This is a genomic window from Pseudomonas sp. FW305-96, from assembly GCF_058783825.1.
Map to the genome: position 1 here is coordinate 131,280 of NZ_JBYSYW010000006.1, position 14,444 is coordinate 145,723.

At 63.7% G+C, this 14,444-nt stretch carries 12 protein-coding genes and 1 pseudogene; 2 read left to right on the forward strand and 11 right to left on the reverse strand.

The window, feature by feature from the left end; genetic code table 11:
• The first annotated feature begins 219 nt into the window (after positions 1-219).
• Positions 220-1,032 (forward strand): RHS repeat-associated core domain-containing protein, encoded by an 813-nt coding sequence (locus AC3WL2_RS06760; RefSeq protein ID WP_102681864.1) that lies wholly within the window; start codon positions 220-222, stop codon positions 1,030-1,032.
• Between the two features lie 82 nt (positions 1,033-1,114).
• Here the strand turns inward: AC3WL2_RS06760 and fdhA are convergent, their stop codons facing one another.
• From fdhA to AC3WL2_RS06795, 7 genes are all read right to left on the reverse strand, one after another.
• Positions 1,115-2,314: a formaldehyde dehydrogenase, glutathione-independent gene (gene fdhA / locus AC3WL2_RS06765; protein WP_046787516.1), complete on the reverse strand. Its 1,200-nt coding sequence runs from the start codon at positions 2,312-2,314 to the stop codon at positions 1,115-1,117.
• A gap of 272 nt (positions 2,315-2,586) precedes the next feature.
• Positions 2,587-3,444 carry a formyltetrahydrofolate deformylase gene (purU, locus tag AC3WL2_RS06770; protein WP_023631289.1) on the reverse strand — a complete coding sequence of 286 codons (858 nt, stop codon included), beginning with the start codon at positions 3,442-3,444 and terminating at the stop codon, positions 2,587-2,589.
• An 11-nt stretch (positions 3,445-3,455) separates the two neighbouring features.
• Entirely contained in the window at positions 3,456-4,088 is a 633-nt protein-coding gene (locus AC3WL2_RS06775) for a sarcosine oxidase subunit gamma (RefSeq protein WP_102681863.1), read from the reverse strand.
• Positions 4,089-4,264: 176 nt separating this feature from the next.
• Positions 4,265-7,282, reverse strand: a complete 3,018-nt coding sequence (locus AC3WL2_RS06780; protein WP_102681862.1) for a sarcosine oxidase subunit alpha — start codon at positions 7,280-7,282, stop codon at positions 4,265-4,267.
• A complete protein-coding gene (locus AC3WL2_RS06785) occupies positions 7,279-7,614 on the reverse strand; it encodes a sarcosine oxidase subunit delta (RefSeq protein WP_023631299.1) in 336 nt (111 codons plus the stop codon). The genes AC3WL2_RS06780 and AC3WL2_RS06785 overlap by 4 nt, the downstream gene beginning before the upstream one ends.
• A gap of 17 nt (positions 7,615-7,631) precedes the next feature.
• Positions 7,632-8,882 carry a sarcosine oxidase subunit beta family protein gene (locus AC3WL2_RS06790; protein WP_046857448.1) on the reverse strand — a complete coding sequence of 417 codons (1,251 nt, stop codon included), beginning with the start codon at positions 8,880-8,882 and terminating at the stop codon, positions 7,632-7,634.
• A 15-nt stretch (positions 8,883-8,897) separates the two neighbouring features.
• Positions 8,898-10,151 (reverse strand): serine hydroxymethyltransferase, encoded by a 1,254-nt coding sequence (locus tag AC3WL2_RS06795; protein ID WP_102681861.1) that lies wholly within the window; start codon positions 10,149-10,151, stop codon positions 8,898-8,900.
• 318 nt (positions 10,152-10,469) lie between these two features.
• Here AC3WL2_RS06795 and AC3WL2_RS06800 point away from each other — a divergent pair, with 318 nt between their 5' ends.
• On the forward strand, positions 10,470-11,510 hold the full coding sequence (locus tag AC3WL2_RS06800) for a threonine aldolase family protein (RefSeq protein WP_046857450.1): 1,041 nt from the start codon (positions 10,470-10,472) through the stop codon (positions 11,508-11,510).
• Between the two features lie 91 nt (positions 11,511-11,601).
• Here the strand turns inward: AC3WL2_RS06800 and AC3WL2_RS06805 are convergent, their stop codons facing one another.
• The 4 genes and pseudogenes from AC3WL2_RS06805 to AC3WL2_RS06820 form a co-directional block, all read right to left on the reverse strand.
• On the reverse strand, positions 11,602-12,339 hold the full coding sequence (locus AC3WL2_RS06805; protein WP_371919245.1) for a methyl-accepting chemotaxis protein: 738 nt from the start codon (positions 12,337-12,339) through the stop codon (positions 11,602-11,604).
• 126 nt (positions 12,340-12,465) lie between these two features.
• A pseudogene (locus tag AC3WL2_RS06810) lies at positions 12,466-13,632 on the reverse strand (cache domain-containing protein); the annotation flags it as partial.
• A 58-nt stretch (positions 13,633-13,690) separates the two neighbouring features.
• Positions 13,691-13,993 carry a cell division protein ZapA gene (locus AC3WL2_RS06815; protein ID WP_023630184.1) on the reverse strand — a complete coding sequence of 101 codons (303 nt, stop codon included), beginning with the start codon at positions 13,991-13,993 and terminating at the stop codon, positions 13,691-13,693.
• The gene (locus AC3WL2_RS06820) at positions 13,990-14,220 is read right to left on the reverse strand and encodes a hypothetical protein (RefSeq protein WP_102681859.1); all 231 of its coding nucleotides are present in this window, start codon (positions 14,218-14,220) and stop codon (positions 13,990-13,992) included. The genes AC3WL2_RS06815 and AC3WL2_RS06820 overlap by 4 nt, the downstream gene beginning before the upstream one ends.
• Positions 14,221-14,444 lie beyond the last annotated feature (224 nt).

Below are 14,444 nucleotides of genomic sequence, written 5' to 3' on the forward strand. Positions count from 1 at the left end.
GTCGAGAGACAGGCCGAAATCTAGATTCAAAGGCACGGGGCTAGAAGACACCTTCTCCTGACGTTCGCCGAACAGATATTTCCTGCACCCTCACGAATGCACTGAGAAACAACCTGAGAATGAGTAAGAGATTTCCACTGACCTGATATTTTTGCCAGTTGTCACTCGGCTACCCCTCGTCGCAGAGTGGAGCAAAACCTGCTTCCAGACGGAGTTCACATGGCACAACAATACAAGCTCAAGTCAGGCACCAGCTTGCTGGCTTCAGACATGCAAGGGTCCATTCTGCTCCACCGCCAACCGCCGGACGAACTTAGATTATCGTATGCGCCTTACGGAGGCTTCTCCGCAGTATTAACCAAGCCCCTCGCCTTAGGTTTCAACGCTCAACTACGTGAACACACTGGCCACTACATGCTGGGTAACGGATATCGAGTATTCAACCCACAATTAATGCGTTTCATCTCGGCGGACAACCTAAGTCCATTTGGTGGTGGCGGCATCAATAGCTACATGTACTGCTCAGGCGACCCCATCAACAACATTGACCCTAGCGGTCACGCTGGTATTAAAAGGCCCCTTGGGCATTTACTGGACCCCATCGGAGTTAATGGCGGAAAGCTGTACGAGTCCTTTATGGACAATGGAAAACGCATGCTTGACCCGAACAAGCCAGCCAAACTAGGAACAGATTACAAAGAAGCCATATCCAAAGGAATTGACGAGTCGAATGTACTAATCGAAAAATTCAAGCGATACAACGCTAGAGAACAAGTTCAACAGTACATCGTAAATGAGAAAAAAGTAGAAGCCGCTCAAAAAACCATGGCGAGAGGTACCGGCTCGGACAGGGGCGAAAAAGCGCATTACAAACAGGCCAGTGAAGACGAAACAATGGCCCGTTCAAAAATGAAATTCTTGCGAACGCAATACAGCTTCGTAGGTGACTGGCTAGAGTTAAGAACTATTCTGCCATCACTCCAGAGCGATATTTCAAAAGCAAACCAAGTGCTGAGATTGGGGGTTTCTTGAATGACGCTACCACAAGCCCTGTATAACCGCACGTTAAACATCTGAAAACCAATGCCCCGAAACGGGGCATTGGTGCAATCTGTCAAGCCGCGCTAAATGTTTTATGCGGATCAATCACAAACTTCTTCGGCACCCCCGCATCAAACTCGCCATATCCCTCCGGCGCTTGATCCAGGCTGATCACCTGCACCCCCACCACTTCGGCGATATTGATGCGATCCCACATGATCGCCTGCATCAGCTGGCGGTTGTACTTCATGGTCGGGGTCTGCCCGGTGTGGAAGCTATGGGACTTGGCCCAACCCAGGCCGAAGCGGATACTCAGCGCGCCAATCTTGGCGGCGGCATCCACCGCGCCCGGGTCTTCGGTCACGTACAGGCCCGGAATGCCGATGTTGCCGGCAACGCGGGTCACTTGCATCAGCGAGTTGAGTACGGTGGCCGGGGCTTCGTGCTTGGCGCCTTCATGGCCATGGCCACGGGCTTCGAAGCCCACGGCATCCACCGCGCAGTCCACTTCCGGCTCGCCGAGGATATCGACAATCTGCTCGTGCAACGGGGTGTCCTTGGACAGGTCGACCACCTCGAAGCCCTGGGATTTGGCGTGGGCCAGGCGCAGCGGATTGAGGTCGCCGACGATCACGCAGGCAGCACCCAGCAGGCGGGCGGACGCTGCGGCGGCCAGGCCGACCGGGCCAGCACCGGCGACATACACTGTGCTGCCCGGGCCAACGCCTGCGGTGACGGCGCCGTGGTAGCCGGTCGGGAGAATGTCGGACAGGCAGGTCAGGTCGCGGATCTTCTCCATGGCCTTGTCGCGGTCCGGCAGTTTCAGCAGGTTGAAGTCGGCGTACGGCACCAGCACGTATTCGGCCTGACCGCCGGTCCAGTCGCCCATGTCCACATAGCCGTATGCGCCGCCAGCGCGGGCCGGGTTCACGGTCAGGCAGACGCCGGTGTGCATCTCTTTGCACGAACGGCAACGGCCGCAGGCGACGTTGAACGGCACCGACACCAGGTCGCCGATCTTCAGGCGCTCGACGTCACGCCCCATCTCGACGATTTCACCGGTGATTTCGTGGCCCAGTACCAGGCCGACCTGGGCGGTGGTGCGGCCGCGGACCATGTGCTGGTCGGAGCCGCAGATGTTGGTGGAGACCACCTTGAGGATGACACCGTGCTCGATCTTCTTGCCGCGCGGGTCCTGCATCTTGGGGTAGTCGATCTTCTGCACCTCGACCTTGCCCGCGCCGAGATACACCACTCCACGGTTACCAGACATGCTTCTTACCTCGCTTGATTTGTATTTATGCAGCGGTGGTGGAAAGCGCCGCCTTTCCGTGGGCGGCCTGTGTTACTGGAATGAAGGGATTGTGGGCTTGATGGGGGATGGGGCGGTGACTGGATGCGACAGGGGGATGCCTGTTTGCGGCGCAAAAACCTGGGGCCGCTTTGCGGCCCTTTCGCTGGCAAGCCAGCTCCCACAGTGTCCGCGCAGAACCTGTGGGAGCTGGCTTGCCAGCGAAAGGGCTGCGCAGCAGCCCCGGCGATCTATCAGAGCACGACCGTGCGATTGGCGTTGAGGAACACCCGCCGCTCAATGTGATACCCCACCGCCCGCGCCAGGGTCAGGCATTCGATGTCCCGCCCCTTGGCGATCAGGTCTTCCGGGTAGTGGCTGTGATCCACCACCTCCACGCCCTGGGCGATGATCGGCCCTTCGTCCAGGTCGTTGTTGATGTAGTGCGCGGTGGCACCGACCATCTTCACACCCTTGTTATAGGCCTGGTGATACGGCTTGGCGCCCTTGAAGCCAGGCAGCAACGAGTGGTGGATGTTGATCGCCCAGCCATCCAGCCGGCGGCACAGCTCCGGCGACAGCACTTGCATGTAACGGGCAAGAATGACCAGTTCGGCGCCGCTCTCCTCGATCACCTGCAGCACCTTGCGCTCCTGCGCCGGCTTGTCGTTGGGGTCGAGGGCGAAGTGGTAGTAGGGGATCTTGTGCCAATGCGCCAGGGGCTCCAGGTCGGGGTGGTTGGACACCACCGCGACCACATCCATGGCCAGCTGGCCGATGCGCTGGCGGTACAGCAGGTCGTTCAGGCAATGGTCGGCCTTGGACACCATGATCACCACCTTGGGGCGGTGGTTCGGCGCGGTCAGCTCAAAGGCCATGCCGAAGGCTTCGCTGCGTTCGGCGAGGCCGGCGCGGAAGCCCTCCTCGTCGAAGCCGTCCGCGGCGCGGAACTCCACACGTATGAAGAACCGCCCCGACAGCCGGTCATCGAAGGAATGGTGCTCGGTGACGTAGCAGCGCTGCTCGTAGAGATGACGCGTCACCACATCGACCGTGCCGAGCATGCTCGGGCAGTCGGCGGTGAGAATCCAGGTGTCCGGTGCCCGACTCATGGTGCTGCTCCTTAGGCTTCGATGGCCAGGCCGTACTCGGCCGATGCGTCCTGCAGCCACAGCCACCAGTAGTCGGAGAAGCTGCGGCGAATCACCAACTCCCAGGTGTCCTCGGCGGTACGGCGGATCACCAGTTGCGACTTGGCGAACACGGTACCGACGGCCTTGCCAACCGGGAAGTTGTTCGGGTGTACATCATAGCTGGTGGATTTCATCAGCACGTCGCGCACGTTGGGGCCACGGAGTTCAAGCAGGGTCTGCCCGCCGGTGACGTTGACCACCTGGATGTGCTGGCCGTCGAGGGCGTCGCGCAGCTTCTGCTCGACGGCGAACTCCTGGCCGCCGGGGACGATCAGCAGCCATTCGTCCGGGCCCACCCACTGCAGCGACATCTCGCTGTTGGCGACCACGGTCAAGGCCACCGGCAGCTCCAGGCCCAGGGCCTTGTGCACGCCGCCAGCGAAGGCCTGGTCATGGCCGTCGCCACGCAGGGTCAGGTGGCCGAGGAATTTCTTTTCGCGCAGGGTCACGCCTGCGTTCTTGCGGCCCTTGCCGACCAGGCTGGCCAGGTCGGCGTGGTGCAGTGGCGACTGGGCCTTGGCGTCAGGGCCTGGGTTTTGCTGGAAGACGTTGATAGCGCTCATTTCTTACCTGCCTTGAATTCGTGTTCGTCGAAGCGATGCAGCAACTGGATGGATGCGCTGGCCCCATCGCTGGCAAGCCAGCTCCCACAGGGACCGCATCGACCTCAGGAGCTGCATCGAACCTGTGGGAGCCGGCTTGCCGGCGAAGGGCCTGGCCTGCCCCACAGGGCCCGGAATCAAACGTTCTGCCGCTCACCCTTCGGATCGAAGAACACCGAAGACACGATCTCGGCCTCGATCACGCTGCCATCGGCCTGCGGCGAATAGACCCGCTCGCCCAGGCGCTTGAGGCCGCCCTTGACCACGCCCATGGCGAACGAATAGCCCAGAGAGTTGGCCGCGTAGCTGGAGGTGACGTGGCCGACCATGTCCATCGGGATCGGCTGCTTGGGGTCGAACACCAGTTGGGCGCCCTCGGGCAGCCAAACGTTCGGGTCCACGGGCTTGAGGCCCACCAGTTGCTTGCGATTGTCGCGGGTGGTGTCCTCGCGGTTCATGCCGCGCAGGCCGATCCACGAGAAGGCCTTGTTGCGGCCCACGCACCAGCTCATGTTGAGGTCGTCCGGGGTCATCGAGCCGTCGGTGTCCTGGCCGACGATGATGAAGCCCTTCTCGGCGCGCAGCACGTGCATGGTCTCGGTGCCGTACGGGGTCAGGTTGTACTTTTTGCCCGCCTCGACGATCTGTTCCAACACGCCCATGGCGTAGTTGGCCTGCACGTTGATCTCGTACGACAGCTCGCCGGTGAACGAGATGCGGAACACCCGCGCCGGCACGCCGCCGACCAGGCCTTCCTTCCAGCTCATGAACGGGAAGCCGTCCTTGTCCAGGTCGATGTCGCTGACGTCGGCCAGCAGCTTGCGGCTGTTGGGCCCGGACAGGGTCATGGTCGCCCAGTGGTCGGTGACCGAGGTGAAGAACACCTTCATTTCCGGCCATTCGGTCTGGTGGTACAGCTCCAGCCACTGCAGCACGCGAGCGGCGCCGCCGGTGGTGGTGGTCATGATGAAGTGGTTGTCGCCGACGCAGGCGGTCACGCCGTCGTCGAAGACCATGCCGTCTTCCTTGCACATCAGGCCGTAGCGGGCCTTGCCCACGTCGAGCTTGGTCCAGGCGTTGGTGTAGATGCGGTTGAGGAACTCGCGGGCGTCAGGGCCCTGGATGTCGATCTTGCCCAGGGTCGAGGCGTCCAGCAGGCCGACGCTGTCACGCACGGCCTTGCACTCGCGGGCCACCGCGGTGTGGATATCTTCGCCGGGCTTGGGGAAGTACCACGGGCGCTTCCATTGGCCGACGTCCTCGAACTCGGCGCCGTTCTTGATGTGCCAGGCATGCAGGGCGGTGAAGCGCACCGGCTCGAACAGGTGGCCGCAGTGCCGGCCTGCTACCGCGCCGAAGGTCACCGGCGTGTAGTTGGGGCGGAACATGGTGGTGCCCATTTCCGGGATGCCGATCCCGAGCGAGCGGGCGGCGATGGCCAGGCCGTTGATGTTGCCCAGCTTGCCCTGGTCGGTGCCGAAGCCCAGGGCGGTGTAGCGCTTGACGTGCTCGACCGACTCGAAGCCTTCGCGGGTGGCCAGCTCGATGGCCGCGGCGGTGACGTCGTTCTGTTGGTCGACGAACTGCTTCGGCGCACGGGCGGTGCTTTTGTCGTGGGGCACTTGGAACAGGGCCACGGTGGCCTCTTCCTTGCGCGCCAGGGTTTTCGGCAGGGTGCCGACACTGGCCTTGAAGCCGGCCTCGGTGGCAGCGCGAACACCGCCTTCGAAACCGTCGGCGATCACGTCACCAAGGGCATAGACGCCGTTCACGCCACCGACGCACACGCGTTTCTGCGGGGCATCGCCCGGCACGAAGCCGAGGATGTCTTCACGCCACACCGGGCGACCGCCCAGGTGCGAGGCCAGGTGCACCACCGGGCTGTAGCCGCCGGAGGTGGCGATCAGGTCGCAGTCGAGGGTTTCACCAGGGCTGGTGACCTTGTGCGCCTGGACATCGATGGCGGCCACGCGGGCGCCGGTGACGTGCTTGCTGCCCTTGGCCTCGATCACGGCGCTGGAGGTGAGGATGCGAATACCTTTGGCGCGAGCCTCTTCGACCAGCGAGCCACGCGGGTTGTGGCGGGCGTCGGCGATGGCGACCACTTGCAGGCCGGCATCGTGCCAGTCCAACGCGGCACGGTAGGCGTGGTCGTTGTTGGTCGACAGCACCAGCTTGCGGCCCGGGGCCACGCCATAGCGGCGCACGTAGGTGGATACGGCGCCAGCCAGCATGTTGCCCGGCAGGTCGTTGTTGCCGTACACCAATGGACGCTCATGGGCGCCAGCAGCCAGCACTACACGATTGGCACGTACACGGTGCACGCGCTGGCGCACCTGGCCGATCGGGGCGCGGTCACCAAGGTGGTCGGTAAGACGCTCGTGGATGGTCAGGAAGTTGTGGTCGTGATAGCCATTGACCGTGCTGCGTGGCAACAGGGTGACTTCCGGCAGCGACTCCAGTTCGGCGACAACGGCATTGACCCAATCGGAGGCTGGTTTGCCATCGAGGGTTTCGCGGCTGTCGAGCAAGGTGCCGCCGAACTCTTCCTGCTCGTCCGCCAGGATCACCCGGGCACCGCTACGGGCAGCAGCCAGCGCGGCGGCCAGGCCGGCAGGGCCGGCGCCGACGATCAGCACGTCGCAGTGCTGGTTCATGTAGTCGTAGCTGTCCGGATCATTCTGCAGCGGCGCGCGGCCGAGGCCCGCCGCCTTGCGGATGTACTTCTCGTAGGTCATCCAGAACGACTTGGGGTACATGAAGGTCTTGTAGTAGAACCCGGGCGGCATCATGCTGCCGCCGACCTTGCCGATGATGCCCATCATGTCGTTGTTGACGTTCGGCCAGCCGTTGGTGCTGGTGGCCACCAGGCCTGCGTACAGGGCCTGCTGGGTGGCGCGCACGTTGGGGATCTGGGTAGCTTCGCTGGCGCCGATCTGCAGGATCGCATTCGGCTCTTCGGTACCGGCGGCGATGATCCCGCGGGGGCGCGAGTACTTGAAGCTGCGCCCGACGATGTCGACGCCGTTGGCCAGCAGCGCGGCGGCCAGAGTGTCGCCGGCATAGCCCTGATAGGTCTTGCCGTTGAAGGTGAAATTCAGCACCTTGCTGCGGTCGATACGGCCGCCGCTGGCGAGGCGATAGGTCTGGCTCATACTTTTTCCCCTTGGCCCTTGGCGGTCGCTGGCGCGCTGCTCTGTTTCGAGGCGGCGGTGACCTGAGGCTTCTCGCCGATCTTGTAGGTTTCCAGAATCTCGTAGGTCACGGTGTCGCGGGTGACGTTGAAGTACTGGCGGCAGCCGGCAACGTGGTCCCACAGCTCGTGGTGGATGCCACGCGGGTTGTCGCGGAAGAACATGTAGGTGCCCCACTCCTCGTCGGAGCAGGCGTTCGGGTCCAACGGGCGGGCGATATGCGCCTGGCCGGACGCGTGGAATTCTTCCTCGGAGCGCAGCTCGCCGCAGTGGGGACAGAAGATGTGCAACATGACGGTTGTCTCCGGGGTCAGTGGGCGACGGCAGCGGCGCCGTGTTCGTCGATCAGCGCGCCGTTGTAGAAACGGTCGATGGAGAAAGGCGCGGCCAGCGGGTGCATCTCGCCCTTGGCCAGGCTGGCGGCAAACACGTTGCCCGAGCCCGGGGTGGCCTTGAAGCCGCCCGTGCCCCAGCCGCAGTTGAAGAACATGTTCTTCACCGGGGTCTTGGAGATGATCGGGCAGGCGTCGGGGGTGGTGTCGACGATGCCGCCCCACTGGCGGTTCATGCGCACGCGCGAGAGGATCGGGAACATCTCGACGATCGCCTGCAGGGTGTGCTCGATGACCGGGTACGAACCGCGCTGGCCGTAGCCGACCCAACCGTCGATACCGGCGCCGATCACCAGGTCGCCCTTGTCGGACTGGCTGATGTAGCCGTGCACGGCGTTGGACATGATCACGCTGTCGATGATCGGCTTGATCGGCTCCGATACCAGCGCCTGCAACGGGTGCGACTCCAGCGGCAGGCGGAAGCCGGCGAGCTTGGCCATGTGCCCGGAGTTACCGGCGGTGACCACGCCGACGCGCTTGGCGCCGATGAAGCCCTTGTTGGTCTCGACGCCGATCACCGCGCCGTTTTCTTTACGGAAGCCTATTACCTCGGTCTGCTGGATCAGGTCCACGCCCAGGGCGTCGGCGGCACGGGCGAAGCCCCAGGCCACGGCATCGTGGCGGGCCACGCCGCCACGGCGCTGCACGGTGGCACCGAGGATCGGGTAGCGGGTGTTCTTCGAGCAGTCGAGATATGGGATCTCGGCCGCCACCTGTTCGGTGCGGATCAGCTCGCCGTCGACGCCGTTGAGGCGGTTGGCGTTGACCCGGCGCTCGGAGTCACGGATGTCCTGCAGGGTGTGGCACAGGTTGTAGACGCCGCGCTGGGAGAACATCACGTTGTAGTTGATGTCCTGCGAAAGGCCTTCCCACAGCTTCATTGCGTGCTCGTACAAGTGCGCCGACTCATCCCACAGGTAGTTGGAACGCACGATGGTGGTGTTACGGGCAGTGTTGCCGCCGCCCAGGTAGCCCTTCTCGATCACCGCGACGTTGGTGATGCCGTGCTCCTTGGCCAGGTAGTAGGCGGTGGCCAGGCCATGGCCGCCACCGCCGACGATGACCACGTCGTAGACCTTCTTCGGCGTCGGCGTGCGCCACATGCGCTGCCAGTTCTCGTGGTGGCTGAGGGAGTGCTTGAAGAGGCCGAAGCCCGAATAACGTTGCATGGTGTTCTGCTCCACTCAGCGGTAGACCGGGAAGTCGGCGCACAGCGCGGCGACGTTCTTGGCCACATCGGCCTCGACATCGGCGTCGCCCAGGTTGTCCAGCACATCGCAGATCCAGCCGGCCAGCGCAGTGCACTGGGCAACCTTGAAGCCACGGGTGGTGACGGCCGGGGTACCGATGCGCAGGCCCGAGGTGACGAACGGCGACTGCGGGTCGTTGGGCACGGCGTTCTTGTTGACGGTGATATGGGCGCGGCCGAGGGCTGCGTCAGCGTCCTTGCCGGTCAGGCCCTGGCGGATCAGGCTGACCAGGAACAGGTGGTTGTCGGTACCGCCGGACACCACGTCGTAGCCGCGCTCGATGAATACCTGGGCCATGGCCTGGGCGTTTTCGATGACTTGTTTCTGGTAGGCCTTGAATTCGGGCTCCAGCGCCTCCTTGAAGCACACCGCCTTGGCGGCGATCACATGCATCAGCGGGCCGCCCTGGGCGCCGGGGAACACGGCGGCGTTGAGCTTTTTCTCGATCTCTTCGTTGGACTTGGCCAGGATCAGGCCGCCACGCGGCCCGCGCAGGGTCTTGTGGGTGGTGGTGGTGACCACGTCGGCGAACGGGATCGGGTTCGGGTACAGCCCCGCGGCGACCAGCCCGGCGACGTGGGCCATGTCGACGAACAGCAGCGCGCCGACTTTATCGGCGATCTGGCGGAAACGCGGGAAGTCCAGGGTCTTGGAGTAGGCCGAGAAGCCGGCGACGATCATCTTCGGCTTGTGTTCCACCGCCAGGCGCTCGACTTCGTCGTAGTCGATCAAGCCGGTTGCGGTGTCGATCCCGTATTGAACGGCGTTGTACAGCTTGCCCGAGGACGACACCTTGGCGCCGTGGGTCAGGTGGCCGCCGTGGGCCAGGCTCATGCCCAGGATGGTGTCGCCAGCCTGCAGCAGGGCCAGGTACACAGCGCCGTTGGCCGAGGAGCCGGAGTGCGGCTGGACGTTGGCGTAATCGGCGCCGAACAGCTGCTTGGCGCGCTCGATGGCCAGCGCCTCAACTTTGTCCACATGCTCGCAGCCACCGTAGTAGCGCTTGCCCGGGTAGCCTTCGGCGTATTTGTTGGTGAGACCGCTGCCCTGGGCCTGCATCACGCGCTTGCTGGTGTAGTTCTCCGAGGCGATCAGCTCGATGTGATCTTCCTGGCGCTGCTCCTCGGCATTCATCGCCGCCAGCAGTGCGTCGTCGTAACCCTGGATCTGGTCTTGCTTGCTGAACATCGTGTATCTCCCGGCAGCGATCGTTTCTTGTCTGGTGAGGGTTTTCCCACCCTTTGCAACGATGGTATGACCGGGCACGGCGGTACAGATGCCTGCGCGCGCCTTGCAATGGCGCGTTTACGACATTGCTACCCCAAGCGCCACACAGCCCTGTGGGAGCCGGCTTGCCGGCGATGGGGCCAGACGCAGAACCATCGCTGGTTGAGCGGACGCTATCGCCGGCAAGCCGGCTCCCACAGGGAGAGCGTTGGCCTGTATAGGCAACCGCCGAATCGATGGTTTAGAGTGCGTGCCTGCGTCGTAAAAAGGACAGGCGTCATGACCAATAACAACCAGCAATTCGCCAGCGACAACTATTCCGGCATCTGCCCCGAAGCCTGGGCCGCGATGGAAAAGGCCAACCAGGGTCACGAACGCGCCTACGGCGACGACCAGTGGACCGAACGCGCCTCGGAGTACTTCCGCAAGTTGTTCGAGACCGACTGCGAAGTGTTCTTCGCCTTCAACGGCACCGCCGCCAACTCCCTGGCCCTGGCCTCGCTGTGCCAGAGCTACCACAGCGTGATCTGTTCCGAGACCGCCCACGTCGAGACCGACGAATGCGGCGCGCCGGAGTTCTTCTCCAACGGCTCCAAGCTGCTCACCGCGCCTAGCGTCAACGGCAAGCTCACCCCCGAGTCGATCCGCGAAGTGGCACTCAAGCGCCAGGACATCCACTACCCCAAGCCGCGGGTGGTGACCCTCACCCAGGCCACCGAAGTGGGCACCGTCTACCGCCCCGACGAGCTCAAGGCAATCAGCGCCACCTGCAAGGAACTGGGCCTGAACCTGCACATGGACGGCGCGCGCTTCACCAATGCCTGCGCGTTCCTCGGCTGTTCGCCGGCCGAGCTGACCTGGAAGTCTGGCGTGGATGTGCTGTGTTTTGGTGGCACCAAGAACGGCATGGCGGTGGGCGAGGCGATCCTGTTCTTCAACCGCGACCTGGCCGAAGACTTCGACTACCGCTGCAAGCAGGCCGGGCAGCTGGCGTCGAAGATGCGCTTCTTGTCCGCACCGTGGGTCGGGCTGCTCGAAGACGGCGCGTGGATGCGCCATGGCCAGCACGCCAACCACTGCGCGCAGTTGCTCGCATCGCTGGTGAGTGACCTGCCGGGGGTGGAGCTGATGTTCCCGGTTGAGGCCAACGGGGTGTTCCTGCAGATGCCGGAACCTGCGCTGGAGGCGCTGCGCAACAAAGGCTGGCGTTTCTATACCTTCATCGGTAGCGGTGGTGCGCGGTTCATGTGCTCGTGGGATACCCAGGAATCTCGCGTGCGGGAGTTGGCGGCGGATATCCGCGGTATCTTCAACGCCTGACAGGTCTCCATCGCCGGCAAGCCGGCTCCCACAGGGTTACGCGATCACCTGTGGGAGCCGGCGAAACGAGCGCAAAGCGCTCGCCTGCGATTCAAAGGCGGAACCCACCCATCTGCCGCGCCAGGTCATCGGCCAGCCGACGCAGCGCCTGGCACTCCTCTCGGCAATCCTGCACCTCGGCGGCCGTCTGCCGCGCCAGGTCGGAAATGCCCTGGACCGTCCGGTTGATCTCCTCGGTCACCGCCGACTGTTCCTCGGTGGCGGTGGCCACCTGCTCGTTCATGCCGCTGATGCGCTCGACCTGATCGGTGATCGCGCCGAGCGAGGTCCCGGTGCGCTGGCTCGACTCGACACCGTTGCCGGTGGCCGTTTGCCCGGCCTGCATCGACGCCACCGCCGTGCCGGCGCCGTGCTTGAGGCGCTGGATCATCTGCTGCACTTCGTCGGTGGACACCTGGGTGCGCCGCGCCAAGGTGCGCACTTCATCGGCGACAACCGCGAAGCCTCGCCCCATCTCGCCGGCCCGCGCCGCCTCGATGGCGGCGTTGAGCGCCAGCAGGTTGGTCTGCTCGGAGATGCTGCGGATCACCGCCAGCACTTCATCGATCGAGGCAACCTCGTCGGCCAGCTGGGTCACGGCCTCGGCAGCGCGGCCAATCTCCCCGGACATGCCCTCGATGTTGTGGATGGAGCGGCGCACCACTTCCCGCGCCTGCAAGGCCTCGTCCCGCGCCGACTGCGAGGCGTGGGCGGCGGAGCCGGCGTTCTGGGCGATGTCCTGCACGGTAAGGCCCATCTCGTGCACGGCGGTGGCGACCATCTCGGTCATTTCCTGCTGGCGGCCCGAGCGCTCGGCGGTGTTGTCCACCACCTGGGTCACCTGCTCCACCGACTGGTGCAGACGTTCGGTGGTGCGCAGCACCTCGCCGATCAGACTGCGCTGGCTGTCGAGGAAACGGTTGAAACCCCGGGCCAGGTCACCCAGTTCGTCCTGGCGCGCATCGTCCAGGCGATGGCTGAGGTCGCCCGCGCCGCCGCCGATCTGCACCAGCGCCGCGGTGACCTGGCGGATCGGCCGCACCAACCCGCGCGCCAGCAGCACCACCAGCAACAACGAGATCAGCGCCACGCCGCCGCCAATCAGGCAGGTCTGCCAGATGGCCTGGCGCGCCTGGGCGTAGATCTCGGCTTCCGGCACTTCGGCCACCAGCGTCCAGTTCAGGTCGCGCAAGGGCAAGCCCAAGGCCAGGTAGTCCTCGCCATCACGTTGGAAACGGCTGCTGCGCAGGCCCTCGCCGCCCACCAGCACAGCCTTCGCCGACTCGACGTCCAGTTGCTCGGCAAGTTGACGCTTGCCGCTGAACTGCTGGTCGGGATGGACCTGGATCAGCCCGTCGTTGCGCACCAGGAACACCTTGCCGTGCTCGCCGAAGCTGAAGTCGTGGATCAGCTTGGACAGCTCGGTCATGCGCAGGCCCATGCCTGCCACGCCCACCAGCTGGCCGGCCTTTTCCACGCGATAGTCGATGAACAGCGCCAGCTCCCCCGTGGAGCCATCGATGTCGATGTTCAGCATGCGTTCGGCGCCGCTGTCGATGTAGCCGTAGAACCAGTTGTCCTTGGGGTTGGCGCGGCTGAGGGTGCGGTCCAGGCCTTTTTCGTTGTAGTAGTTGCCGCTCACCGTGGAGGCGAACAGGGTGGTAAAGGCGTGGTTGCGCTGCTTGGCGGCGTCGAGGTACTCGATGAACGCCGGCAAAGCGGCGGGGTCTTCACCGGCAGCCAGCCAGTCACGCAGGAGGGTGTTGCCGGCAATATCCGCGGCCGCCACCAGCGGGCGGCCGAGCATGCGCTCGATATCGTTGCGGATGGCCTCGATACTGGCCGGCAAGGCCGTATCCACCAGGTAGCGCTCGGTAAGGCGGTTGAGCGCCACCGTGTAGATCGCCACCACCACCAGGATACTCGCCAACAGGGCGGCGCCCATGCTCGCGATCAATTGCCATTGGATGCTCCGCCGCCAGATGCGCATGTGCCACTCCCCGATAATTATTGTTTTTCGGGAAGTGTATACACTTAAGTATCCAGTTGCTCCAGTGATCTGCGACAAGCTGGACGCCTTCATCGCGGGGCAAGCCGGATCGCCGCATCGCCGCTCCCACGAAGCCGCACGATGGCGTCAGTCAGACGTCGGAGACGGCCTTGCTGATGGCATCGACCGTGGCATCGATCTGCGCCTGGGTGCGCTCGAGGGTGCGGTCGTGCTCGCGCTGCAGTTCGATCTGCTTGGAGCACAGGTTCAGGGCGGCCAGCACCAGCAGCTTGTCGCCGATCAGGGTCGGGTAGCTGCGCTTGGTCTCGGCCAGGGCGACATTGAGCATGCGCACGGCCTGGTTCAGGGTTTCTTCCTGGCCCTCGGGGGCCTTCAGCGAATAGTCGTTGCCCAGGATCGACACGACGTTGACCGGCTGCGCTTGCAGTCTCATGCGTTCACGACACCTGCGCTGGCGCGCTCGACCAAGGCCTGGATGCGCGCGGCGGTGGCGCCGTGCTTCTCTTCCTGCTCCATGAGCGACAACTGCAGGCTGTCGTTCTCTTCCTTGGCCTGGGCCAGTTCCTGGCTGAGGCTGGTGTTCTGTTCGGCCAGCTGTGCGTTCTTGTGCATCAGGTCGCTGACCAGTTGCTCGAGTTGATTCAGGGAAGTTTCCAACATGCGTCTATCTCGGTTGTTGCAAAGGGCGCACACGATAAGGAAAAACCTGCGCCCCCGCCATTAAATATCGGATTCAAAAGGTGTTTGCCGGGTTCAGGTTGACCCAGGATCACCGCCCTTGTTCCGACCTGGGTCAACCGCTGGTCAGGAAAATAGTTAGCTACCTCACAATTTCATCAAGTCGGCCTAAAGACTGGTCGGTCGCGACCGATAGGCAGGCAGGT

Excerpts from the sequence above, each read along its gene's own strand:
- AC3WL2_RS06760 (WP_102681864.1), top strand. The coding sequence starts at position 220 with ATGGCACAACAATACAAGCTCAAGTCAGGCACCAGCTTGCTGGCTTCA.
- fdhA (WP_046787516.1), bottom strand. The coding sequence starts at position 2,314 with ATGTCTGGTAACCGTGGAGTGGTGTATCTCGGCGCGGGCAAGGTCGAG.
- purU (WP_023631289.1), bottom strand. The coding sequence starts at position 3,444 with ATGAGTCGGGCACCGGACACCTGGATTCTCACCGCCGACTGCCCGAGC.
- AC3WL2_RS06775 (WP_102681863.1), bottom strand. The coding sequence starts at position 4,088 with ATGAGCGCTATCAACGTCTTCCAGCAAAACCCAGGCCCTGACGCCAAG.
- AC3WL2_RS06780 (WP_102681862.1), bottom strand. The coding sequence starts at position 7,282 with ATGAGCCAGACCTATCGCCTCGCCAGCGGCGGCCGTATCGACCGCAGC.
- AC3WL2_RS06785 (WP_023631299.1), bottom strand. The coding sequence starts at position 7,614 with ATGTTGCACATCTTCTGTCCCCACTGCGGCGAGCTGCGCTCCGAGGAA.
- AC3WL2_RS06790 (WP_046857448.1), bottom strand. The coding sequence starts at position 8,882 with ATGCAACGTTATTCGGGCTTCGGCCTCTTCAAGCACTCCCTCAGCCAC.
- AC3WL2_RS06795 (WP_102681861.1), bottom strand. The coding sequence starts at position 10,151 with ATGTTCAGCAAGCAAGACCAGATCCAGGGTTACGACGACGCACTGCTG.
- AC3WL2_RS06800 (WP_046857450.1), top strand. The coding sequence starts at position 10,470 with ATGACCAATAACAACCAGCAATTCGCCAGCGACAACTATTCCGGCATC.
- AC3WL2_RS06805 (WP_371919245.1), bottom strand. The coding sequence starts at position 12,339 with ATGACCGAGATGGTCGCCACCGCCGTGCACGAGATGGGCCTTACCGTG.
- AC3WL2_RS06815 (WP_023630184.1), bottom strand. The coding sequence starts at position 13,993 with ATGAGACTGCAAGCGCAGCCGGTCAACGTCGTGTCGATCCTGGGCAAC.
- AC3WL2_RS06820 (WP_102681859.1), bottom strand. The coding sequence starts at position 14,220 with ATGTTGGAAACTTCCCTGAATCAACTCGAGCAACTGGTCAGCGACCTG.